The organism is Brevibacterium aurantiacum (genome assembly GCF_007558825.1).
GTDB lineage: Bacteria > Actinomycetota > Actinomycetes > Actinomycetales > Brevibacteriaceae > Brevibacterium > Brevibacterium aurantiacum_A.
On record NZ_VLTK01000004.1, the window covers coordinates 152,896 to 170,822 of the forward strand.

A 17,927-nucleotide genomic window follows, 5' to 3' on the forward strand; every position below is an offset into this window, starting at 1 on the left:
GACTCACACATCATCAGATTCCCGCTCATCAGAAGCACCAGCGAAAGGACAGCAATGACTGCATTGCCCACCGACCAGACCATCTCCGATCTCCTCACCTCCGGACTCAAGGCCTGCGGAGTAGACGCCTCCGTGCTGAACGCAGGGTCCACTGACTCGGCGAACCTGCCTGCCCGCTCCCCCATCACTGGCCAGAGCCTGGGCACACTGGCTGCGGACACCAAGGAGTCTGCTGCGGACAAGATCGCCGCAGCCGCCGAAGCGTTCGCTGCCTGGCGTGACGTTCCCGCACCAGTGCGCGGCCAATTGGTGCAGCGCTGGGGGCAGCTGTTGGCTGAGCACAAGGAGGATCTTGCGAAGATCATCACGGTCGAGGCGGGCAAAACCCCGTCCGAAGCCGCTGGAGAGGTGCAGGAGATGATCGATATCTGCGAGTTCGCGCTCGGTCAGTCCAGGCAGCTGTGGGGCAAGACCATGCCCAGCGAACGCCCCGGGCACAGGCTTATGGAAACCTGGCATCCGCTCGGCGTCGTCGGAGTCATCTCGGCCTTCAACTTCCCCGTGGCCGTCTACTCCTGGAACACTGCTCTGGCCCTGGTAGCCGGCGATGCCGTGGTGTGGAAGCCCTCGGAGAACGCCGTGCTCGCAGCCCTTGGCGCCCAGTCCCTTCTGGCCCGCGCCGCCACCGAGGTGGGTGCACCGGAGGGACTCGTCCCTGTGCTCGTCGGCGGCAGGGACATCGGCGATGTCATGATCCGCGATGAGCGCGTGGCCCTCGTCTCGGCCACCGGCTCGGTGCGCATGGGTCGCGAGGTCGGTCCTGTCGTGGCCGAGCGCTTCGGTCGAGTCCTCTTGGAACTCGGCGGCAACAATGGTGCGATCGTGGCCCCGAGTGCGGACATCGACTTGGCACTGCGGGGTGTCGTCTTCGCCGCTGCGGGAACCGCGGGGCAGCGCTGCACCACTCTGCGTCGCCTCATCGTCCATGAATCCATCGCCGATGACTTCGTGGACAAGATCGTCGCCGCCTATAAGACGCTGAGCATCGGGTCTCCCACCGAGGACGGCGTGCTGGTGGGTCCACTCATCAACGAGGCCTCCTACGATGCGATGCAGGCGGCCCTGAAACAGGCCGAGTCTGAAGGCGGCACCGTGCTCTGCGGTGGTAGGCGCGTCCTCGACGATGATCGACCGGACGCTCACTACGTGGAACCGGCTGTCGTGCGGATGCCTGCCCAGACCTCGGTGATGGAGTCGGAGACCTTCGCCCCGATCCTCTACGTCGTGACCTATAACGACCTCGACGAGGCACTCGAAATCCATAATGGGGTACCGCAGGGACTGTCATCAGCGATTTTCACCTCGGAGCTGGCCGAGTCGGAGAAGTTCCTCTCCCGATCCGACTGCGGCATCGCCAATGTCAATATCGGCACCTCCGGTGCAGAAATCGGCGGCGCGTTCGGCGGTGAGAAGGAGACCGGTGGCGGCCGCGAATCCGGCACCGACTCGTGGAAGGCCTACATGCGGCAGGCCACGAACACGGTCAACTATTCGGGTGAGCTCCCGCTGGCCCAGGGAGTGGAGTTCCTCTGAAGTGGAGTTCCTCTGAAGGCAATCTGTCGGGTGCGATAGTCTGCTGACATGTCTGAGACTCCCCTGTTGCCAGCTTGGTACGACTTCGCCTGGACCGCGATCCTTCTCGTCGTCATCGGTCTGGCTGTTTGGTCATTGGTGTCGTTGGCTCAGTCGAAAGTCGATGCGCCCACCAAGCTGGCGTGGGCAGTATTCATCATCGCTGTACCGATTCTCGGTTCGGTCGTCTGGCTCGTCTCTCGCCGCAGAAGTTTGGCGCAGCGCAAGCATTCCGAGGAGTTGGCGTAATAGTCAGCGACCCTGTTCTGCCTGTTGATCAGAATCGCAAGAATCCGGGCGTCGGCTTTGACCCGACGCCCGTTTTCTGTCCTTGAGAAGCAACGATGTCTCTCATGTCGCGGAATCTACCTCGCAACAAGCCTCCTTGCAATCAGATTCGCTCGCAACTGTCTGCTTGATCACGGAATGAAGGTGCGACCGCGACGGAAGGGACCGGAACGACTAAAGTTGCCAATGAGCCCGTGATGATTGAAGGAGAACACCAGTGATTGAGTTGAAGACACCCGCCGAGATCGACAAGATGGCGGTCACCGGTCGATTCGTCGCGAAGACACTGGCCGAATTGTCTTCGATCGCAGAACCGGGCATGAACATCATGCATCTGGAGAAGCGCGCCAGGAAACTCATCGAAGAGGCCGGCGCCGTCTCCTGCTATTGGGACTATGCACCATCATTCGGTGAGGGCCCCTTCCGAAACGTCATCTGCCTCTCGGTCAACGACGGGGTTCTCCACGGCAAGCCCCACGACCACGTGATGAAGGACGGCGACCTTCTGACCTTGGACTTCGCCGTGTCCATCGACGGCTGGGTCGCCGATGCAGCACGGTCCGTCGTCGTCGGGAACGGCAGCGAGGACGATCAGCGCCTTATCGACTCAACCTGGTCGGGCCTCGAAGCCGGCATCTCCGCTGCACAGCCGGGCAACCGCCTCGGCGATATATCGAAGGCCATCGGCGATGTCGCCGATGAGCAGCGCATTCCGGTCAACCTCGATTTCGGCGGTCACGGACTGGGACACACGATGCACGAGGATCCGCACGTGGCCAACCGCGGCAAGGGCGGACGCGGCCTGGTGCTCAAGCCCGGCCTGACACTGGCGATCGAACCATGGTGGTCGTTCACCTCGAAGAAGCTCTCCGTCGACAAGGACGGCTGGACCCTGCGTTTGGCCGACGGATCCAACGGCGCGCATTCGGAGAACACGATCGCCATCACCGAGGATGGCCCAAGGGTCCTCACCACCCTGGACTGATGTCTGCGAACAGCATAATCGGGCTTCCGGCGAATCATTCGTCGGAAGCCCGATTGCATGTGGGGCGGTCCCGCCGGTGGAGGACAATGGTGGGATGAGCGTGACGATCCGGAACATGGTGGACGGTGACTGGTCAGCAGTGGAACGCGTCTATGCGGCCGGGATCGCCGGCGGCAGCGCAACCTTCGCCTCGGAGACTCCGACGAAGCAGGACTTCTTCGCAACGAGACTCGCCGAACTCAGCTTCGTGGCCGAGCTCGACGGCAGCGTCCTCGGTTGGGCAGCGGCCACACCGACCTCGGATCGCGACGTCTATCGCGGTGTCATCGAGCACTCGGTCTACGTCGATCCCCACGCCACAGGTCGAGGACTCGGCTCGGCCCTTCTCGAATCGCTCATAGAGCGGGCGCGTGGCCTGGGTTTCTGGATGCTTCAGGCCTCCATCCTGCCCGAGAACACCGGCAGCCTACGGATCCACGAGAAGGCCGGATTCCGTCGGGTCGGCCGCCGCGAACGCATCGGCTTCATGACCTTCGGCCCGCACGCCGGCACTTGGCGGGACACTGTCCTCATCGAGAAGCGTCTCTGAGTCCTCTGCTGTCCTCCTACCTTCGCGAGGTGCAGCACATAGTCGTGTCAGTAGGGCGTGCCAGAATTGTCCTATGTCTTTCACCTGCACCGAATGCGGCTATTCGACCGTCAAGTGGCTGGGCCGCTGCCCCGAATGCCAGGCCTGGGGCACGCTCGAGGAGAAGGGCGCCGGCAAGTCCTCGGTCAAGACGAAGGTCAAAAAGTCCAGCGGTGCGAAGTCGATCAACCAGATCGACTCCACACTGGCCCAGGCGAAGACCACCTATGTCAGCGAATTCGACCGCGTCCTCGGTGGCGGCATCGTCCCCGGCGCCGTCGTTCTCCTTTCTGGTGAACCGGGTGTCGGCAAGTCGACGCTTCTGCTCGATGTCGCCTCGCGCGTCGCGAAATTCGGAGCCAAAGTTCTCTACGTCACGGGAGAGGAATCGGCTGGGCAGGTACGGCTGAGGGCCGAACGCATCAACGCGCTCGAAGACTCCCTGCTGCTGGCCGCGGAGACCGACCTCGGCGCGGTTCTGGGAATGATCGAGGCGGAAGAGCCCGAAATGCTCATCGTCGACTCCATCCAGACCCTCGCCTCATCGGAGATAGACGGGGTTCCGGGCGGGGTCACCCAAGTCAGAGAGGTGGCTGCGGCCCTGATCCGTGAGGCGAAAGCCAGGTCACTGCCCACCGTGCTCGTCGGCCACATCACGAAGGACGGCACGATCGCCGGCCCCCGGCTGCTCGAACACCTTGTCGATGTTGTGTGCAACTTCGAAGGGGAACGTCACTCCCGACTGCGTCTTCTTCGAGCCGTGAAGAACCGGTTCGGTCCGACCGACGATGTCGGCTGCTTCGACATGGAGGAAAACGGCATCAAGAGCCTCGAGGACCCCTCTGGCCTCTTCCTCTCCCGCAGCGGCAGCAATCCCCCAGGGACCTGTCTGACGGTGACGCAGGAGGGCAAACGACCGCTCCTCGTCGAAGTTCAATCACTGATCACAGAATCCGCCGGCGGACAGTCGCGCAGATCCGTATCCGGAGTGGACTCCTCCCGCGTGGCGATGATGCTCGCCGTGCTCAGCCAGAAGATCGGAAACATCAGTCTGGCCAAGTCCGATGTCTTCACCGCAACTGTCGGAGGCGCGAAGCTGGCAGAACCGGCCAGCGACCTGGCGATCTGCCTCTCACTGGCCTCGGCCGCGATCGGAAAGTCGCTGGCCGCTAAATTCGTGGCTATCGGTGAAATCAGCCTCTCGGGCGAGATTCGCAATGTTCCCAACTTGGGGCAGAGGCTCAATGAAGCGTCGCGCCTGGGCATCACCCATGCGATCGTGGCCCACGGTGCGCTGCGCAACGTCTCCACACCCCAGGGCATGCGCGTGAAGGAATGTGAACACGTTTCAGAGGCCGTCGAGTTACTTTTGGGAGGTAATCGGTAAAAAATCCGGGACATCTGCATCAAAATGGCGCATCCTGGAAGTATGACCACGACAGTCTTTCCCGCAATGAGGACCACAGATGCGGCCGCCACGACCGCTCTGTTGATCGCGCTCGGTTTCACCGAGAGGCTCATCGTCAGGGACGAGTCTGATTCCGAGATCGTCGTCCACGCCGAATACGCACTGGGCGAGACGGGTGGAATCATGTTCGGCTCCGTCCGCAATGACGGTTCCGCTTTGGACAGCGTCGGCGGGAGCTCTATCTACGTCGTCGTCGACACCGAACGGGAGGTCGACCGGCTCTACGCGAAGATCGTCGACATGGGCCATGCGATCGTTCGCCCCGTGGCAACGCAGCCTCACGGCGGTCGGGAGTTCGACTTCCGTGACCATGACGGCAATTCCTGGGGCGTGGGGTCCTACCGCGGAGCCTGACCAGCAGCCGGCTGTGTCAGCAGGGATCTACTCGTCTGTCGACTTCTCATCCGATGGCTTCTCGTCAGGCGCCTCGGACTCCTTCTCCTCCGACTTCTTGTCCTCGGCTTCTTTCTTCTCCTTGGCCTTGGTGGCGGCGTCCTTCTCCAGTTCGAACTTCGCCGGTTTGCTCTTCTCGTCGCCGAGTTTGACGACGAGCTCGTACTCCCCCGGCCCGAAGGCCTTGTTCGTGCGATTGCAGTTCTTGTCGACCTGCACCCGGTTCCATTCGAACTGAGCAGTCTTCTCAGACTCGGGCGCGAACTCGGTCGAGACTTCAGCGTTCTCGTCCTCATCGGCGGCGCAGAACGTCGATGACCAGACGACGTCACCGTTCTTCTCGACCAGGAACTCCTGATCCTTGGTGCCGACCTCGATCAGGCATGTGGCCGTGTGGTTGTTCTCGATCACCATTTCGAACGTGGGCTTGGCCTCTTCTTTGAAGCTCTTCTTGTCGACTTTGGCTTTGAGTCCGACCTTCTCCTCGGGGCACTTCCCACTTGCGGCCTTCTCATCTGGGACCGGTGCTGCCGACGTCGTGCTTGCCGACGGAGTCTCCTCGGCGACAGGATCGTCTTTACTGCCCCCGCCCAGTCCTTTGACGATTCCGAGGACTCCGAGCACCAGTAATGCGACTACAACGAGGCTGGCCACCAACAGCGCGTAACGCCGCCGACGGTACACGTGTGCTGGCAGCTTCCCGCTAGACTGGCGGGGCTGCCTGGCGCCGTTCTTCGGCTGCGAACCACGATTGGAAGGAGTCATCGCTTTGAGCCTAGGCCGAAGCGATTGAGCATCCAAATGACACACCGAACCTCTTCCGAATCGAGATCTTCGCGCCGCGACTCTCCGTTCCCCGCAGTCGCGAACGCGGACATCCACCACGTTCGCGAGACGATCATCACCTGGTTCGAAACCGCTGCTCGCCCTCTGCCTTGGAGAGATGCAGACACCAGCGCCTGGGCCGTGCTCGTCAGCGAGATCATGTCGCAGCAGACTCCGGTCTCCAGAGTCGAACCCCGTTGGCGGGAATGGATGCATAAGTGGCCGACGCCTGCAGATCTGGCACAGGCACCCACCGCCGAAGTGCTCCACAGTTGGGACCGCCTCGGCTACCCACGGAGGGCACTGCGACTCCAAGAAGCCGCGCGGGTCATCGCCGAGGAACTCGACGGTCACGTGCCGCAGACTGCGCAGGAGCTCGAGCGTCTCCCCGGCATCGGTTCCTATACCGCAGCGGCAGTGGCCTCATTCGCCCACGGTGAGCGCACCACTGTGCTCGACACAAATGTGCGACGTGTTCTCATCCGGCTCTTCGCCGGCCGCGATCGTCCCTCAGCTTCACCGGGTCGCGCAGAGACCGATTGGGCCAGCCAGTTCGTTCCTGAGACGAACCACGAGAAGTGGAACGCCGGGGTCATGGAATTCGGGGCACTCGTATGCACGGCCAGGAACCCCCGTTGCGAGACCTGCCCGCTCAGCGACATGTGCGCCTGGCAGAAGGCGGGAAGACCAGCTTCGGAGGTGAAACCGAAGACACAGAAGTGGGCGGGCACGGACCGTCAGCTGCGCGGTGCCATTATGGATGTGCTCAAGTCCGCGCACGAACATTCCGCCGGCAGCGACAATTTCGGCTCCGTCTCTTTTGATCTCTTCACCGCATCCATCACCGAGGTGGATCCCGAGCTGCTCGACTTGCTCCCTTCGCACACGTCGACGAAGCTTGCACAGGTACGGGAACTCAGCGCAGATCCCGAACGGATCTCCCGTCTCATCGGTGATCTGATCTCTGATGGTCTGGCAGCTCAGGACGGTGAGATGCTTCGTCTTCCCGGGTGAGCGCCGAGGATACAGCAGACCGGGTTGCTACACTTCGGACATGTCTGGTCGACGCAATGTCCCTTCGGCTGCTTCGTCAGCCGATCACCGCGACGGGGTGGGACGATTCAGGTCAGCAGAGGCGCGCGGACGGTTCCTGGAGCAGCTGAATGCCGTACTCGAGTCATGGCCAGAGCGCACCGACTTGTCAATAGAGACCTCTTTCGGCACGACTGCGTACTCCACCATCTCCCCCTCCGGCCCATCTGCCCTCGGTGAGTCGAGCGTGACGCCGCTGGTGCTCCTCCAAGGCGGCAACAGCACCATTGCCGGCTGGTCGAAGCTCATCGGACCTTGGTCGAGGACGCGCACTGTCGTTGCGATCGACACGGTCTGGGAGGCTGGTCGCAGCGTCCAGCTGGCCCCGATGAACGATGGTGAGCTGGTCGCGCAATGGCTTGAAGAGGTCATCGACGCCTTGGGCCTGGAATCGCTGCACCTGATCGGCTATTCATACGGGGCGTGGGCGGCGCTCAATCACATCCTTCATGCCCCCGATCGTCTGGCGACTGTCACTGCCATCGATCCACCGGGGGCGATCACTGGGATACCCCTGCGTGCTTGGGCCCGACTGATCAGGCTGATGAGAGGCGGCCGAGAAGAAGCACTGGACTTCCTTGCCTGGGTGAGGAACGGTGAGCTGCCGCCCCCGCCGATGAGGGATCTGCTGCTGAGCTCGACGCTGGACTTCGTCAAACGGGGCAGCCCCCTGCCGAGAAGGCTGCGAGCCGACGATTGGGCGGGCATCACAGTCCCGTTGGAGGTCATCGTCGCAGGCAGCAGCCAGTTCGTTCCCCGTCGCGCACTGCGTACGCTTCGCCGCCATGCCCCTGACATCGACGTCCACGTCCTCGATGGGATCGGTCACGCTGTACTCTCAGATGCGCCCGAGGATACGGTCTCCATAGTCGAAGAGTTCATCTCGAGGTTCGAGGCCCAGTGATCTTCACAGGAACTTGATCATCCGGGCGTTGCCCAAGGTATTGGGTTTGACACGGGCCAAGTCCAGGAACTCTGCCACACCTTCGTCGGCGGAGTGCAGGAGTTCGACGTAGACCTCTGGGGAAACTGGAATGCCCTTGATCGGCTCGAATCCGATTGCACCGAAGAATCCGGTCTCGAAGGTCAGGCAGAAGACCCTGTCGACGCCGATCGCCACGGCGTCTGCCAGGAGCTGCCGGATGAGGGCCTTGCCCACTCCACGCCCCCGATAGGCCGGCGAGGTGGCAACGGTGCGCGCCTCCGCAAGGTCTGCCCAGATGATGTGCAGTGCCGCACATCCGGCCAGAACTTCGGTTCCGTCCGGCTGCGGATCCACCACCAGCCAGAATTCCTGCAGGGTCTCGAAGTAGGTGACGGTGTCCTTGGCCAGCAGGATGCGCTGTTCGGCCAGCGGTGCGACCAATGCCTCAATCCCCTTGACGTCGCTCGTCCGAGCCCTGCGCAGGTAGAGCCCGCCGGGAAGGGAATGGTTGAAGTGGTGGTCTGCGGAGACCTGTTGATGGTCGAAATCGACTGGGGCTGAGGTCATATCTTCATTCAACACCATTGGCTGCGGGCATGAAAAAGCCCGGGAACTCAGCGGCTGCTGTGATCCCGGGCTTCTTCAGCGCACTAGGAGGAGATCAGGAAGCGGAACTTCCCGATCCGCTGCCACCGGACGAACCGGCACCAGCGAGTTCTCCACCGGAACCGGAATCATCCGGACCGCTGGCGGCAATGCTCTCGGTCTCCGCACCTTCAAACGTGAATTCCGCTTCCTTGCCTTCTCCCTTGACGTCGACCTTGATGGTCTGACCGCTGCCGATCTCCTTGAACAGGATCTTCTCGGACAGGTGGTCTTCGATCTCGAGCTGAATCGTCCGACGCAGCGGACGAGCGCCCAAGACCGGATCGTAGCCACGGTCGGCCAGCAGGCTCTTGGCCGCATCGCTGACGTCGACCTTCATGCCCTGATCGGCCAGACGGGCGTCCAGACGTGCCAGGAACTGATCGACGATCTGCAGAATCTCTTCCTTGTTCAGCTGAGGGAAGACGATCGTGTCATCGACACGGTTGAGGAACTCGGGGCGGAAGTGCTGCTTGAGCTCCTCATTGACTTTCTGCTTCATGCGCTCGTAGTTGTTGTTCGTGTTGCCCTCAACTTGGAAGCCCAGCTGCAGGCCACTCGAGATGTCTCGAGTACCAAGGTTGGTGGTCATGATGATGATCGTGTTCTTGAAGTCCACCTCACGACCCTGCGAGTCGGTCAGACGGCCATCTTCGAGGATCTGCAGCAGCGAGTTGAAGATATCCGAGTGAGCCTTCTCCACCTCGTCGAAGAGGACCACTGAGAACGGTTTGCGACGGACCTTCTCCGTCAGCTGGCCGCCCTCTTCGTAGCCCACATAGCCGGGAGGAGAACCGAAGAGCCGGGACACGGTGTGCTTCTCCGAGTACTCCGACATGTCCAGGCTGATGAGCGAATCCTCATCACCGAACAGGAACTCCGACAGAGCCTTCGCCAACTCGGTCTTGCCGACACCTGTGGGGCCAGCGAAGATGAACGAGCCGGAGGGGCGCTTCGGATCCTTCAGACCCGCACGGGTCCGGCGGATGGCGCGGGAGATCGACTTGACCGCGTCGTTCTGCCCGACGATGCGCTTGTGCAATTCGTCTTCCATCCGCAGCAGACGCGAGGACTCTTCCTCGGTGAGCTTGAAGATCGGAATACCGGTGGCTGCCGCCAGCACCTCGGCGATCAGCTCCGCGTCGACGACTGCAGAGGTGTCCTTGCCGCTCTTGCGCCAGGCTTCGGTCTGTTCGTCCTTGTCCTGCTGCAGCTTCATCTCCGAGTCACGCTCAGATGCCGCGAGCTCAAAGTCCTGAGCGTCGATGGCGGCTTCCTTGCGGTGACGGGCCTCGAGGATCTGCTCCTCCAGGTCGCGGATCTCCTGCGGCACCGACAGACGCGAGATGCGCAGCTTGGCACCTGCTTCGTCGATGAGGTCGATCGCCTTGTCCGGCAGGTACCTGTCGTTGACATAGCGATCCGACATGTTCACAGCGGCCGAGAGCGCACCTTCCGTGATCGTGACCTTGTGGTGCGCCTCGTACTTGTCGCGCAGACCCTTAAGGATCTCGATCGAATGCGCCAGCGATGGTTCGGGAACCTGAATCGGCTGGAAGCGACGTTCGAGAGCAGCGTCCTTCTCGATGTGCTTGCGGTACTCATCGAGAGTTGTCGCACCGATCGTCTGCAGCTCGCCTCGCGCCAGCATGGGCTTCAGAATCGAAGCAGCGTCGATGGCACCTTCAGCGGCACCCGCACCCACCAGAGTGTGGATCTCGTCGATGAAGAGGATGATGTCGCCGCGTGTGCGGATCTCCTTGAGGACCTTCTTCAGGCGTTCCTCGAAGTCACCGCGGTAGCGGGAGCCTGCCACCAGTGAACCGAGGTCCAAGGTGTAGAGCTGCTTGTCCTCGAGAATCTCCGGAACTTCACCGTTGACGATCGCCAAGGCGAGTCCCTCGACCACTGCGGTCTTGCCGACACCCGGTTCACCGATGAGGACAGGATTGTTCTTGGTTCTGCGGGAAAGGATCTGCATCACGCGCTGCATCTGCTTGTGTCGGCCGATGACCGGATCGAGGTTGCCTTCGCGCGCGGCTGCGGTCAGGTTCGTTCCGAACTGGTCGAGGACGAGCGACCCGGATGGGGTTCCCTCCTCGCGTCCACCTGCGGAGACGGGCTCCTTGCCCTGGTAGCCCGACAGAAGTTTGATGACTTCCTGGCGGACTCGTCCCAGATCGGCGCCCAGCTTGACGAGCACCTGTGCGGCAACGCCTTCGCCCTCGCGGATCAGACCGAGCAGGATGTGCTCGGTTCCGATGTAGCTGTGTCCCAGCTGCAGCGCTTCACGAAGGCTGAGCTCGAGGACCTTCTTGGCACGCGGGGTGAACGGGATGTGCCCGCTCGGTGCCTGCTGCCCCTGTCCGATGATCTCCTGGACTTGGTCGCGCACCTGCTCGAGGGAGATGTCCATTCCCTCGAGTGCTTTGGCTGCCAGGCCCTCACCCTCGTGGATCAGGCCGAGCAGGATGTGCTCGGTTCCGATGTAGTTATGTTTGAGTAGTTTGGCTTCTTCCTGGGCAAGCACTACCACTCGGCGTGCTCGGTCAGTGAACCGCTCGAACATATTCACCCTCCTCGGTCTTGTTATTCTTTAGAGCCTAACGACCATTGGCCACGATCTATTGCTCGTTTCGCCATCAGCCGAAACCGTTTGGCTGTGGGCGAAATTCGGTGTTCGTCCCTTCGTCACCCTTCTGCACGACAGACTGCCGCCCCGTCCTGGGCAGAGTCCGGTCCTCTGTGTCGCTGAGGTGTGTTGACTCCGTACTTCGCAGCGGGAGATCGAGATGCTCCATAAATCGCTGCGGACACAGATTACCGCGGACAGAAATTGAGTAAAACGTCTTACTTTACCGTCGGCGATCAAGTGACAACTTGTTTGCAGTCAACCGTCATTCGACAACTGTGCTGAGGCGTCATCCGGTCTAACGTCATTCGCGGGGTGGATATTCCGGTGCCGACTCAGAAAGCCCGGCCTGCGAAACTCATAAGCGAAAACACTGAAGGACCAACGGTTCAACCGTTGGTCCTTCAGGAAGCGATTATCGAATCAGTCGCTATCAATCGATTCGCCATACCGCTTCAGTTATCGGCAGTGACTGGATTCAGTCGGATCAGCTGTCTGCAGCTTCGTATGCCTGGACGATCTCAAGCGGAATACGTCCGCGATCGCCCAGCTGGTAACCGTTTGCCTGCGCCCATTCGCGGATCTTGGCGGTGTCGCGCTTCGGACCCGCGGTGGAGCCGGCCCCTGCGCGACGTCCACGGCCTCCAGGGTTGGCTACCCTACGAGCCTTGGCGATGAACGGGGCGAACGTTTCACGGAGCTTTTCGGCGTTCTCTGTCGACAGCTCGAGTTCGTAGGTACCTTGGTCGAGGCTGAAGCGAACGGTTTCCGACGCCTCCGAGCCATCGAAATCATCCGTGAGAACGAGTCGCATCTCCCTTGCCATGTTCACTCTTTTCATAATCAGAAGTATTTGTCGCAGTCATCTTAACATCTGATTCATGATTATCGCCTGATTCGCTAACTTCATGCTCTGAATAGAATTTATCTATCTGCTCTCGTTCTGTCCGATCTGCACGCAGGATGTTTCTCATCACGTACCAGAACAGCAAACCAACACAGATCGAAGGTAATAGTGCCTTCATCAGATCCATCATGTGCTCAACCTTCCTCAGCCATTTCCGAATTACCGGGTGCAATTGGCTTCGTGAATGGGAAGAGAATGGTTTCTCGAATTCCCAGGCCAGTCAAAGCCATGAGCAGACGATCAAGTCCCATTCCCATACCGCCGGTCGGCGGCATTCCGTGTTCCATCGCGGTGAGGAATTCCTCGTCGAGCCCCATCGCCTCTTCATCACCCTTGGCTGCGTCGGCCGCCTGAGCCTCGAACCGTTCACGCTGAATGACCGGGTCGACGAGCTCGGAATAGCCTGTGGCCAATTCGAAGCCGCGAACATAGAGGTCCCACTTCTCCACGACGCCCTTCTTGGTCCGGTGTTCACGGACCAGAGGTGAGGTGTCGACGGGGAAGTCGGTGACGAATGTCGGCACCCACAGCTTGTCCTGGTAGAAGTGCTCCCACAGCTCCTCGACATATTTGCCGTGTGAGCGGAATACTCCACCCAGTTCGACGTTGTTGTCGGCTGCGATCTTGTCGAGGACGTCGAGTCCGGTCTCCGGGGTGACTTCGACTCCGGATTCCGCGGACAAGGTCTCGTACATGCTGACGACTGGCCAGTCACCACCGAAGTCGTAGTCCTCACCGTCTCCCAACTTCACCACGAGAGATCCGGTGGCGTCCTGTGCCGCGTTCTGGACCAGCGTCTTCGTCAGTTCGGCGATCGAGTGGTAGTCGCCGTAGGACTGGTAGGCCTCGAGCATCGCGAACTCCGGTGAGTGCGTGGAGTCGGCACCCTCATTGCGGAAATTGCGATTGATCTCGAAGACGTTCTCGATGCCGCCGACGATCGCCCGCTTGAGGAAGAGCTCCGGCGCGATGCGCAGGAACATATCGATGTCATAGGCATTCATATGCGTCTTGAAGGGACGCGCTGCAGCACCACCGTGCATGAACTGGAGCATCGGAGTCTCGATCTCGATGAACTCCTGTTCAGCGAACGTCCGACGCAGGGATGACATGACCTCTGCTCGGGCGAGCATGTTCTTCCGCGCGTCTTCGCGGGTGATCAAGTCGAGGTAGCGCTGGCGCACACGAGTATCCTCGGCCAGCTCGGTGTGCAGGCCCGGCAGAGGACGCAGCGCCTTGCTCGCCATCGACCAGGAATCGGCGAGCACCGAAAGTTCGCCGCGTTTGGACTTGATGACCTTGCCGTGGACGAACAGGAAGTCGCCCAGATCGACGTCGGTCTTGAAGTCGCCGAGTCGTTCCTCCCCTACCTCACGCAGAGACAGCATGCCCTGAAGGCGCGTCCCATCTCCCGACTGCAGTGTCACGAAGCAGAGTTTGCCCGTTGTCCGGACGAACACGACACGGCCGACGACGCCGACGATGTCCTCGGTCTCGTCACCGGCTTCCAGCCCGTCATGCGCGGCATGAACCTCGGCGAGGGTGTGCGTGCGAGGAATTCCGACCGGATAGGCATCGGTGTCGGAGTCTAAGAGCCGCTGGCGCTTTTCCTTTCGGATCCGGATCTGTTCGGGATCGAGATGCTCGGGTGAAAGATCTGCGTTTTCGGGCGTGTTCGACTCGGTATCTGCCATACCCTCCAGGCTACCGTGAGCGCGGCCCCAGGGGGAATTCGGAACGACCACCGGCCCCGGCCGCCAGTTCCAGCACGTCGTTCAGTCCAGCCGGGACAGGATCTCCTGCGCCTGCGACTCCGTGATCCGCCCCAAGCTCAGCGCCTTGGCGGTCGTCGATCTGGCCAGCGCTATATAGCTGTTGCGTGCCGCGGGGCTGGAGACGTTGAGACTGAACTCACTGAGCGCTGCCAGGTGCGCGGAGACCGTGCCCACGTCTCCGCGGCTGACGGGTCCGGTCAGGGCCTTCGGACCGTTCTGCAGGGTGTTCGTCACGCTCGCGTCGACGAGGGCGGTGAGCACACGTGAAGGGTCACTGACTCCCGCCTCGGCGAGCATCTCCATCGCTTCGCTGATGATCGTTATCGAGTGGTTGGAGGCGTGGGTGATGGCTGCATGGTAGAGCGGACGGTCGGCCTCGGCCACGTCAATCGGCTCGGCGCCCATTTCGACGACGAGCGCCTGACCCACCGGACGGATCGGTGCAGGTGCGGTGACGGCGATCGTCGACTGCCGCAGGCGTGGAAGATCGACTGCGGTGCCGGTGAAAGACAGCGATGGGTGCAATGCGATCGCCAGCGCGCCGAGGCTGGTCCCGGCTTCGAGGACGTCCGTTCCGTACCGGCCCGAGCAGTGGACAAGGATCTGCCCCGAATGGATTCGTGATACCTTCGCTAGGCCGCTGACGAGGGATTCGATCTCATCGTCGGGGACGGTCAGGAGAAGAAGCTCCGCACGGTCTGCGACATCGTCCGGTGGCAGTACCGGTACTCCTGGCAGCATCTCCTCGGCCCGTTGCAGGCTGGTCGCCGAGGTGGCACTGACACCGATGATGGCATGACCGGCTTCGCGCCAGGCTGCTCCGATGGTCGCGCCGACCTTCCCACAGCCGATGATTCCGATTCCCAGACGAGGGGCCCCGTCCTGGCCCATTCCTGCGTGGCTCATGGCCTGCCTTCCTTGGCCCTGCGGGCTTCCTCGTCGTAACGCTGCCGAGCGAGTCGCGTCCGGTCGGAGTGCTCGCTGAAGAACCGCTTCGCGTCGTCGACACTCTGATGGGTGACGCGGGGATCGATGGGACCAGCAGTGGAGTGCACGGCGACCGTGCCCAGACCCAGCGCGCGCATCAGCGGACCCTGGTGATAGCTCATCGACTGCACGCGCACATGCGGCACGAAGTCGACTCGACGGTCAAGGACACCCATTCTCAGCACGAGCAGGGAACCGGTCACGACATAGGCCCGCCGCTTCCACACCAAGGGGTCGACAAGCCGGGAGGAACGGGGCTGACCGTGGAAGAGCGTTTCTGCGGATTCGGCCTGCGGGTCCTCGGACTTGCGGTCGTACATGGCCGATCGCACCAGGCTCGCAGCGCTGACCCCGTCTGGCATCTGCGGATCCGGGAGCGCGAGGCCGACCATGAGCAGTGCCTGGTCGATGTCGCCGACGGGCAGCAGAATGTTCGTCTCGCCCGAACCTCCTGCGCTGGCGATGTTGTATTCGACCTTCCACCAGCCGGCCCACCGCCACAGCAGCGGCTGATGGAGGCACACGGCCTGCAATCGGTCGAGTGGGATTACCTTGCGGGAGGTGGAGACGAGCCCGTGGTTGACTGCAAGTCCGTTCTCTCCCAGCTTGACCACGAAATTCGCGTTGTCAAGGTTCTTCCTGAAGGCTGAGAAAGCAGCGAAGAGGCCGGGGATGACTGCGACGAGCACCGGGATGAAGGCCTCGGTCAGCCCCATAGACAGGAGAACGATGGCTGCGGCGATGACAATGAGTACGGCCAAGACAGAGATGATCGTCTCTGTCTTCAACAGCGAGGAGACCACGACCCGGTGGACGGGCACGCGGACGATCTCGCCTTCGTCACTGACGTCGGCGGAGACATTGTACGGAGCCAGAAGTTCGTTGATGCTGAACTCCGCCTCTGCCGAGGCCCCTTCGGCCAGCGAGCCGAGGCGTTTGCTCAGGCGTACGCCGATGCTGTCATCGCGACGTTCGGGTACGCTGCGATCGATGGCGGGCTCGGCGCCGGAATCGCCCGGTGCACCCGTGGCTTCGGCCTCGCCGGGAGCTCCGGGTTCAGTTCCGGCGGGCGCACCGACGGCGTTCGAAGGTGTGCCAGGCACCGCGGCGGCGGATACTCCCGAGGTCGGGGTTCGCTCACCCTGGTGAGCTCCTTGCTTCTTCTCGCGGACAGCGGCGAGAAGCTCGTCCCGCAGTCCTTCGGCACGCTTCTTCGACAGGTACTTCAGGGAGATGTTGGAGTCGGTGCCTCCGGCGACGTCGAAGACGAGTTCCGCCATTCCCAGCAGTCGGGGCAGCAGCTTCTGCTGCAGGTCGATCGACTGCACGCGATCGAGCCTGGCTTTGCGCAGCTTCTTCGACAGCAGTCCGCGCCGATAGTAGATCGATTCGGAATCGATCCGATAGCCCATCACCCTCCAAGCCAGCCAGCTGAAGAGTGCGGTGATGAGGAGGATGAGAACGAGGCCTCCGACGCCGCTGAGGATGACGAGGGGGTGGGTGCGCAGCCACCCGGCGAATCCCAAATCGACGTCATCGCCCCTAGCCAGGTTTTCGATGGCGGCCTGAGCAAAGTTCTGCAGACCGTAGGCGGCCGCGATGAATATACCCACGAGCACGCCGAAGCTTTCGAGAATCGGTGTCAGGGGGTGGACCCTGTGCCACACCTCGGGAGCCGCCACGTCCTGGTCTGCGGGCTCAGCTGCCGGCTCGGTCGTGGGTTCGGCTACGGGACCACCCGCTGGTTCGGGAGCTTGGCCCTTCGGTCCGTCCTCGGTCATGCTCACAGCCCTGCCAAGTTGGCCTGGCCCAGACCAGCGAGGCTGTCGCGCAGACGATCGGCCTCGGCACGTGGCAACCCCGGAATGGTGGCATCTGTGGCCGCCGAGGCAGTATGAAGTTTGACACTGGCCAGGCCGAACATGCGGTCGATGGGGCCGGCATCCACGTCGACGAACTGCAAGCGTCCGTAAGGGACGACCGTGGCCTTGTGGAACATGATGCCGCGCCGAATGAGGAGGTCGTCGGCCCTCTCTGCATAGCCGATGGCTTTGGCCTGACGGATGATGATGACGATGAGGAAGACGGTGAACGCCACAAGGCCGGCCCAGATCGCGTGCAGCCAAGGAACGTCGGAGGTGAAGATGATGGCGAAGACGAGAGCCACGATGATCATCGGGACGAGCATCGTCAGAGTCGCGATCGTCTCCTTGAGTCCGTACTTGGGACTGACCCGGTTGAAGTCGGCGTCTGTTCCGGACAGATAGTTGAATTCGCGGCTCATGCTGCTTCAGCTCCTGGGGGATCTTGAGGGGGCAGCTCGCAGAAGCCTTCGACGATCAAGCCGACGATCATCAACGCTGCGGCTGCGATCATAGCGAAAAGCATACCTGCCGCCAGATCATTGCGGATGCCGGGTGCGGACAGGAAGTAGTAGGCGGCGTTGCCCATATACCAACCGGCCAGTCCGGCCCCTGTCAGGGCACTGGCCTTGGCCATGACGGCTACGCGCGCTGCTTGGAGAGGGTCGATCTCCTTGGTCCGGTCACCGTCATTCCATTTCTTGATCGGCCACCCCAGGACCAGCAGGACTGCAGCGAGTATGAGCATACCGATGATGGCGAACCAGGGCAGCCCCGGCAGAGCAAAGCCCTGACTCTCCAGCAGCACGTCGACCGTCGGCGCCACCACGGCACCGATGACGGCCCAGATGACGAGAGTCCCCGACGATGTTCGCTGCATAGC

18 protein-coding genes are annotated in these 17,927 nt (G+C 61.8%); 8 read left to right on the forward strand and 10 right to left on the reverse strand.

The features are described from left to right. Window positions 1-54 precede the first annotated feature (54 nt). The 6 genes from amaB to FO013_RS08120 all read left to right on the forward strand — a co-directional run bounded on the left by amaB (window position 55) and on the right by FO013_RS08120 (window position 5,355). Entirely contained in the window at window positions 55-1,593 is a 1,539-nt protein-coding gene (gene amaB, locus FO013_RS08095; RefSeq protein ID WP_143922043.1) for an L-piperidine-6-carboxylate dehydrogenase, read from the forward strand. A 48-nt stretch (window positions 1,594-1,641) separates the two neighbouring features. Continuing rightward, window positions 1,642-1,881 carry a PLD nuclease N-terminal domain-containing protein gene (locus tag FO013_RS08100; RefSeq protein ID WP_143922044.1) on the forward strand — a complete coding sequence of 80 codons (240 nt, stop codon included), beginning with the start codon at window positions 1,642-1,644 and terminating at the stop codon, window positions 1,879-1,881. 256 nt (window positions 1,882-2,137) lie between these two features. After that, complete coding sequence (map, locus tag FO013_RS08105; RefSeq protein ID WP_143922045.1) at window positions 2,138-2,905, forward strand: type I methionyl aminopeptidase; 768 nt, start codon at window positions 2,138-2,140, stop codon at window positions 2,903-2,905. A gap of 94 nt (window positions 2,906-2,999) precedes the next feature. After that, the gene (locus FO013_RS08110) at window positions 3,000-3,494 is read left to right on the forward strand and encodes a GNAT family N-acetyltransferase (RefSeq protein WP_143922046.1); all 495 of its coding nucleotides are present in this window, start codon (window positions 3,000-3,002) and stop codon (window positions 3,492-3,494) included. Between the two features lie 73 nt (window positions 3,495-3,567). Further along, the gene (gene radA / locus FO013_RS08115; protein ID WP_143922047.1) at window positions 3,568-4,920 is read left to right on the forward strand and encodes a DNA repair protein RadA; all 1,353 of its coding nucleotides are present in this window, start codon (window positions 3,568-3,570) and stop codon (window positions 4,918-4,920) included. Window positions 4,921-4,962: 42 nt separating this feature from the next. Continuing rightward, window positions 4,963-5,355, forward strand: coding sequence for a VOC family protein (locus tag FO013_RS08120; RefSeq protein WP_260848056.1), 393 nt, complete (start codon window positions 4,963-4,965; stop codon window positions 5,353-5,355). A gap of 27 nt (window positions 5,356-5,382) precedes the next feature. On the opposite strand, the gene FO013_RS08125 is transcribed toward FO013_RS08120, so the two are convergent. Further along, window positions 5,383-6,159, reverse strand: a complete 777-nt coding sequence (locus FO013_RS08125) for a hypothetical protein (protein ID WP_260848057.1) — start codon at window positions 6,157-6,159, stop codon at window positions 5,383-5,385. A 36-nt stretch (window positions 6,160-6,195) separates the two neighbouring features. Here FO013_RS08125 and FO013_RS08130 point away from each other — a divergent pair, with 36 nt between their 5' ends. Both FO013_RS08130 and FO013_RS08135 read left to right on the forward strand, forming a co-directional pair. Next, complete coding sequence (locus FO013_RS08130) at window positions 6,196-7,233, forward strand: HhH-GPD family protein (protein WP_143922048.1); 1,038 nt, start codon at window positions 6,196-6,198, stop codon at window positions 7,231-7,233. Between the two features lie 40 nt (window positions 7,234-7,273). Beyond that, entirely contained in the window at window positions 7,274-8,215 is a 942-nt protein-coding gene (locus FO013_RS08135) for an alpha/beta fold hydrolase (protein ID WP_186293022.1), read from the forward strand. Window positions 8,216-8,218: 3 nt separating this feature from the next. Here FO013_RS08135 and FO013_RS08140 read toward each other — a convergent pair whose 3' ends face one another. The 9 genes from FO013_RS08140 to FO013_RS08180 all read right to left on the reverse strand — a co-directional run bounded on the left by FO013_RS08140 (window position 8,219) and on the right by FO013_RS08180 (window position 17,924). Continuing rightward, a complete protein-coding gene (locus FO013_RS08140) occupies window positions 8,219-8,803 on the reverse strand; it encodes an amino-acid N-acetyltransferase (protein WP_186293023.1) in 585 nt (194 codons plus the stop codon). Between the two features lie 94 nt (window positions 8,804-8,897). Then, entirely contained in the window at window positions 8,898-11,450 is a 2,553-nt protein-coding gene (locus tag FO013_RS08145; RefSeq protein WP_143922050.1) for an ATP-dependent Clp protease ATP-binding subunit, read from the reverse strand. Window positions 11,451-12,000: 550 nt separating this feature from the next. Further along, complete coding sequence (locus FO013_RS08150; RefSeq protein ID WP_143922051.1) at window positions 12,001-12,339, reverse strand: histone-like nucleoid-structuring protein Lsr2; 339 nt, start codon at window positions 12,337-12,339, stop codon at window positions 12,001-12,003. Next, window positions 12,305-12,550: a hypothetical protein gene (locus FO013_RS08155; RefSeq protein WP_143922052.1), complete on the reverse strand. Its 246-nt coding sequence runs from the start codon at window positions 12,548-12,550 to the stop codon at window positions 12,305-12,307. Before FO013_RS08155 ends, FO013_RS08150 begins: the two co-directional genes overlap by 35 nt. A 4-nt stretch (window positions 12,551-12,554) precedes the next feature. After that, window positions 12,555-14,114: a lysine--tRNA ligase gene (gene lysS / locus FO013_RS08160; RefSeq protein ID WP_143922053.1), complete on the reverse strand. Its 1,560-nt coding sequence runs from the start codon at window positions 14,112-14,114 to the stop codon at window positions 12,555-12,557. 81 nt (window positions 14,115-14,195) lie between these two features. Then, a complete protein-coding gene (locus tag FO013_RS08165; RefSeq protein ID WP_143922054.1) occupies window positions 14,196-15,101 on the reverse strand; it encodes a Rossmann-like and DUF2520 domain-containing protein in 906 nt (301 codons plus the stop codon). Beyond that, a complete protein-coding gene (locus FO013_RS08170) occupies window positions 15,098-16,963 on the reverse strand; it encodes a PH domain-containing protein (protein ID WP_143922055.1) in 1,866 nt (621 codons plus the stop codon). Before FO013_RS08170 ends, FO013_RS08165 begins: the two co-directional genes overlap by 4 nt. Before the next feature lie 2 nt (window positions 16,964-16,965). Next, a complete protein-coding gene (locus FO013_RS08175) occupies window positions 16,966-17,466 on the reverse strand; it encodes a PH domain-containing protein (RefSeq protein WP_143922056.1) in 501 nt (166 codons plus the stop codon). Continuing rightward, window positions 17,463-17,924 (reverse strand): DUF3180 domain-containing protein, encoded by a 462-nt coding sequence (locus FO013_RS08180; RefSeq protein WP_143922057.1) that lies wholly within the window; start codon window positions 17,922-17,924, stop codon window positions 17,463-17,465. Before FO013_RS08180 ends, FO013_RS08175 begins: the two co-directional genes overlap by 4 nt. Window positions 17,925-17,927 lie beyond the last annotated feature (3 nt).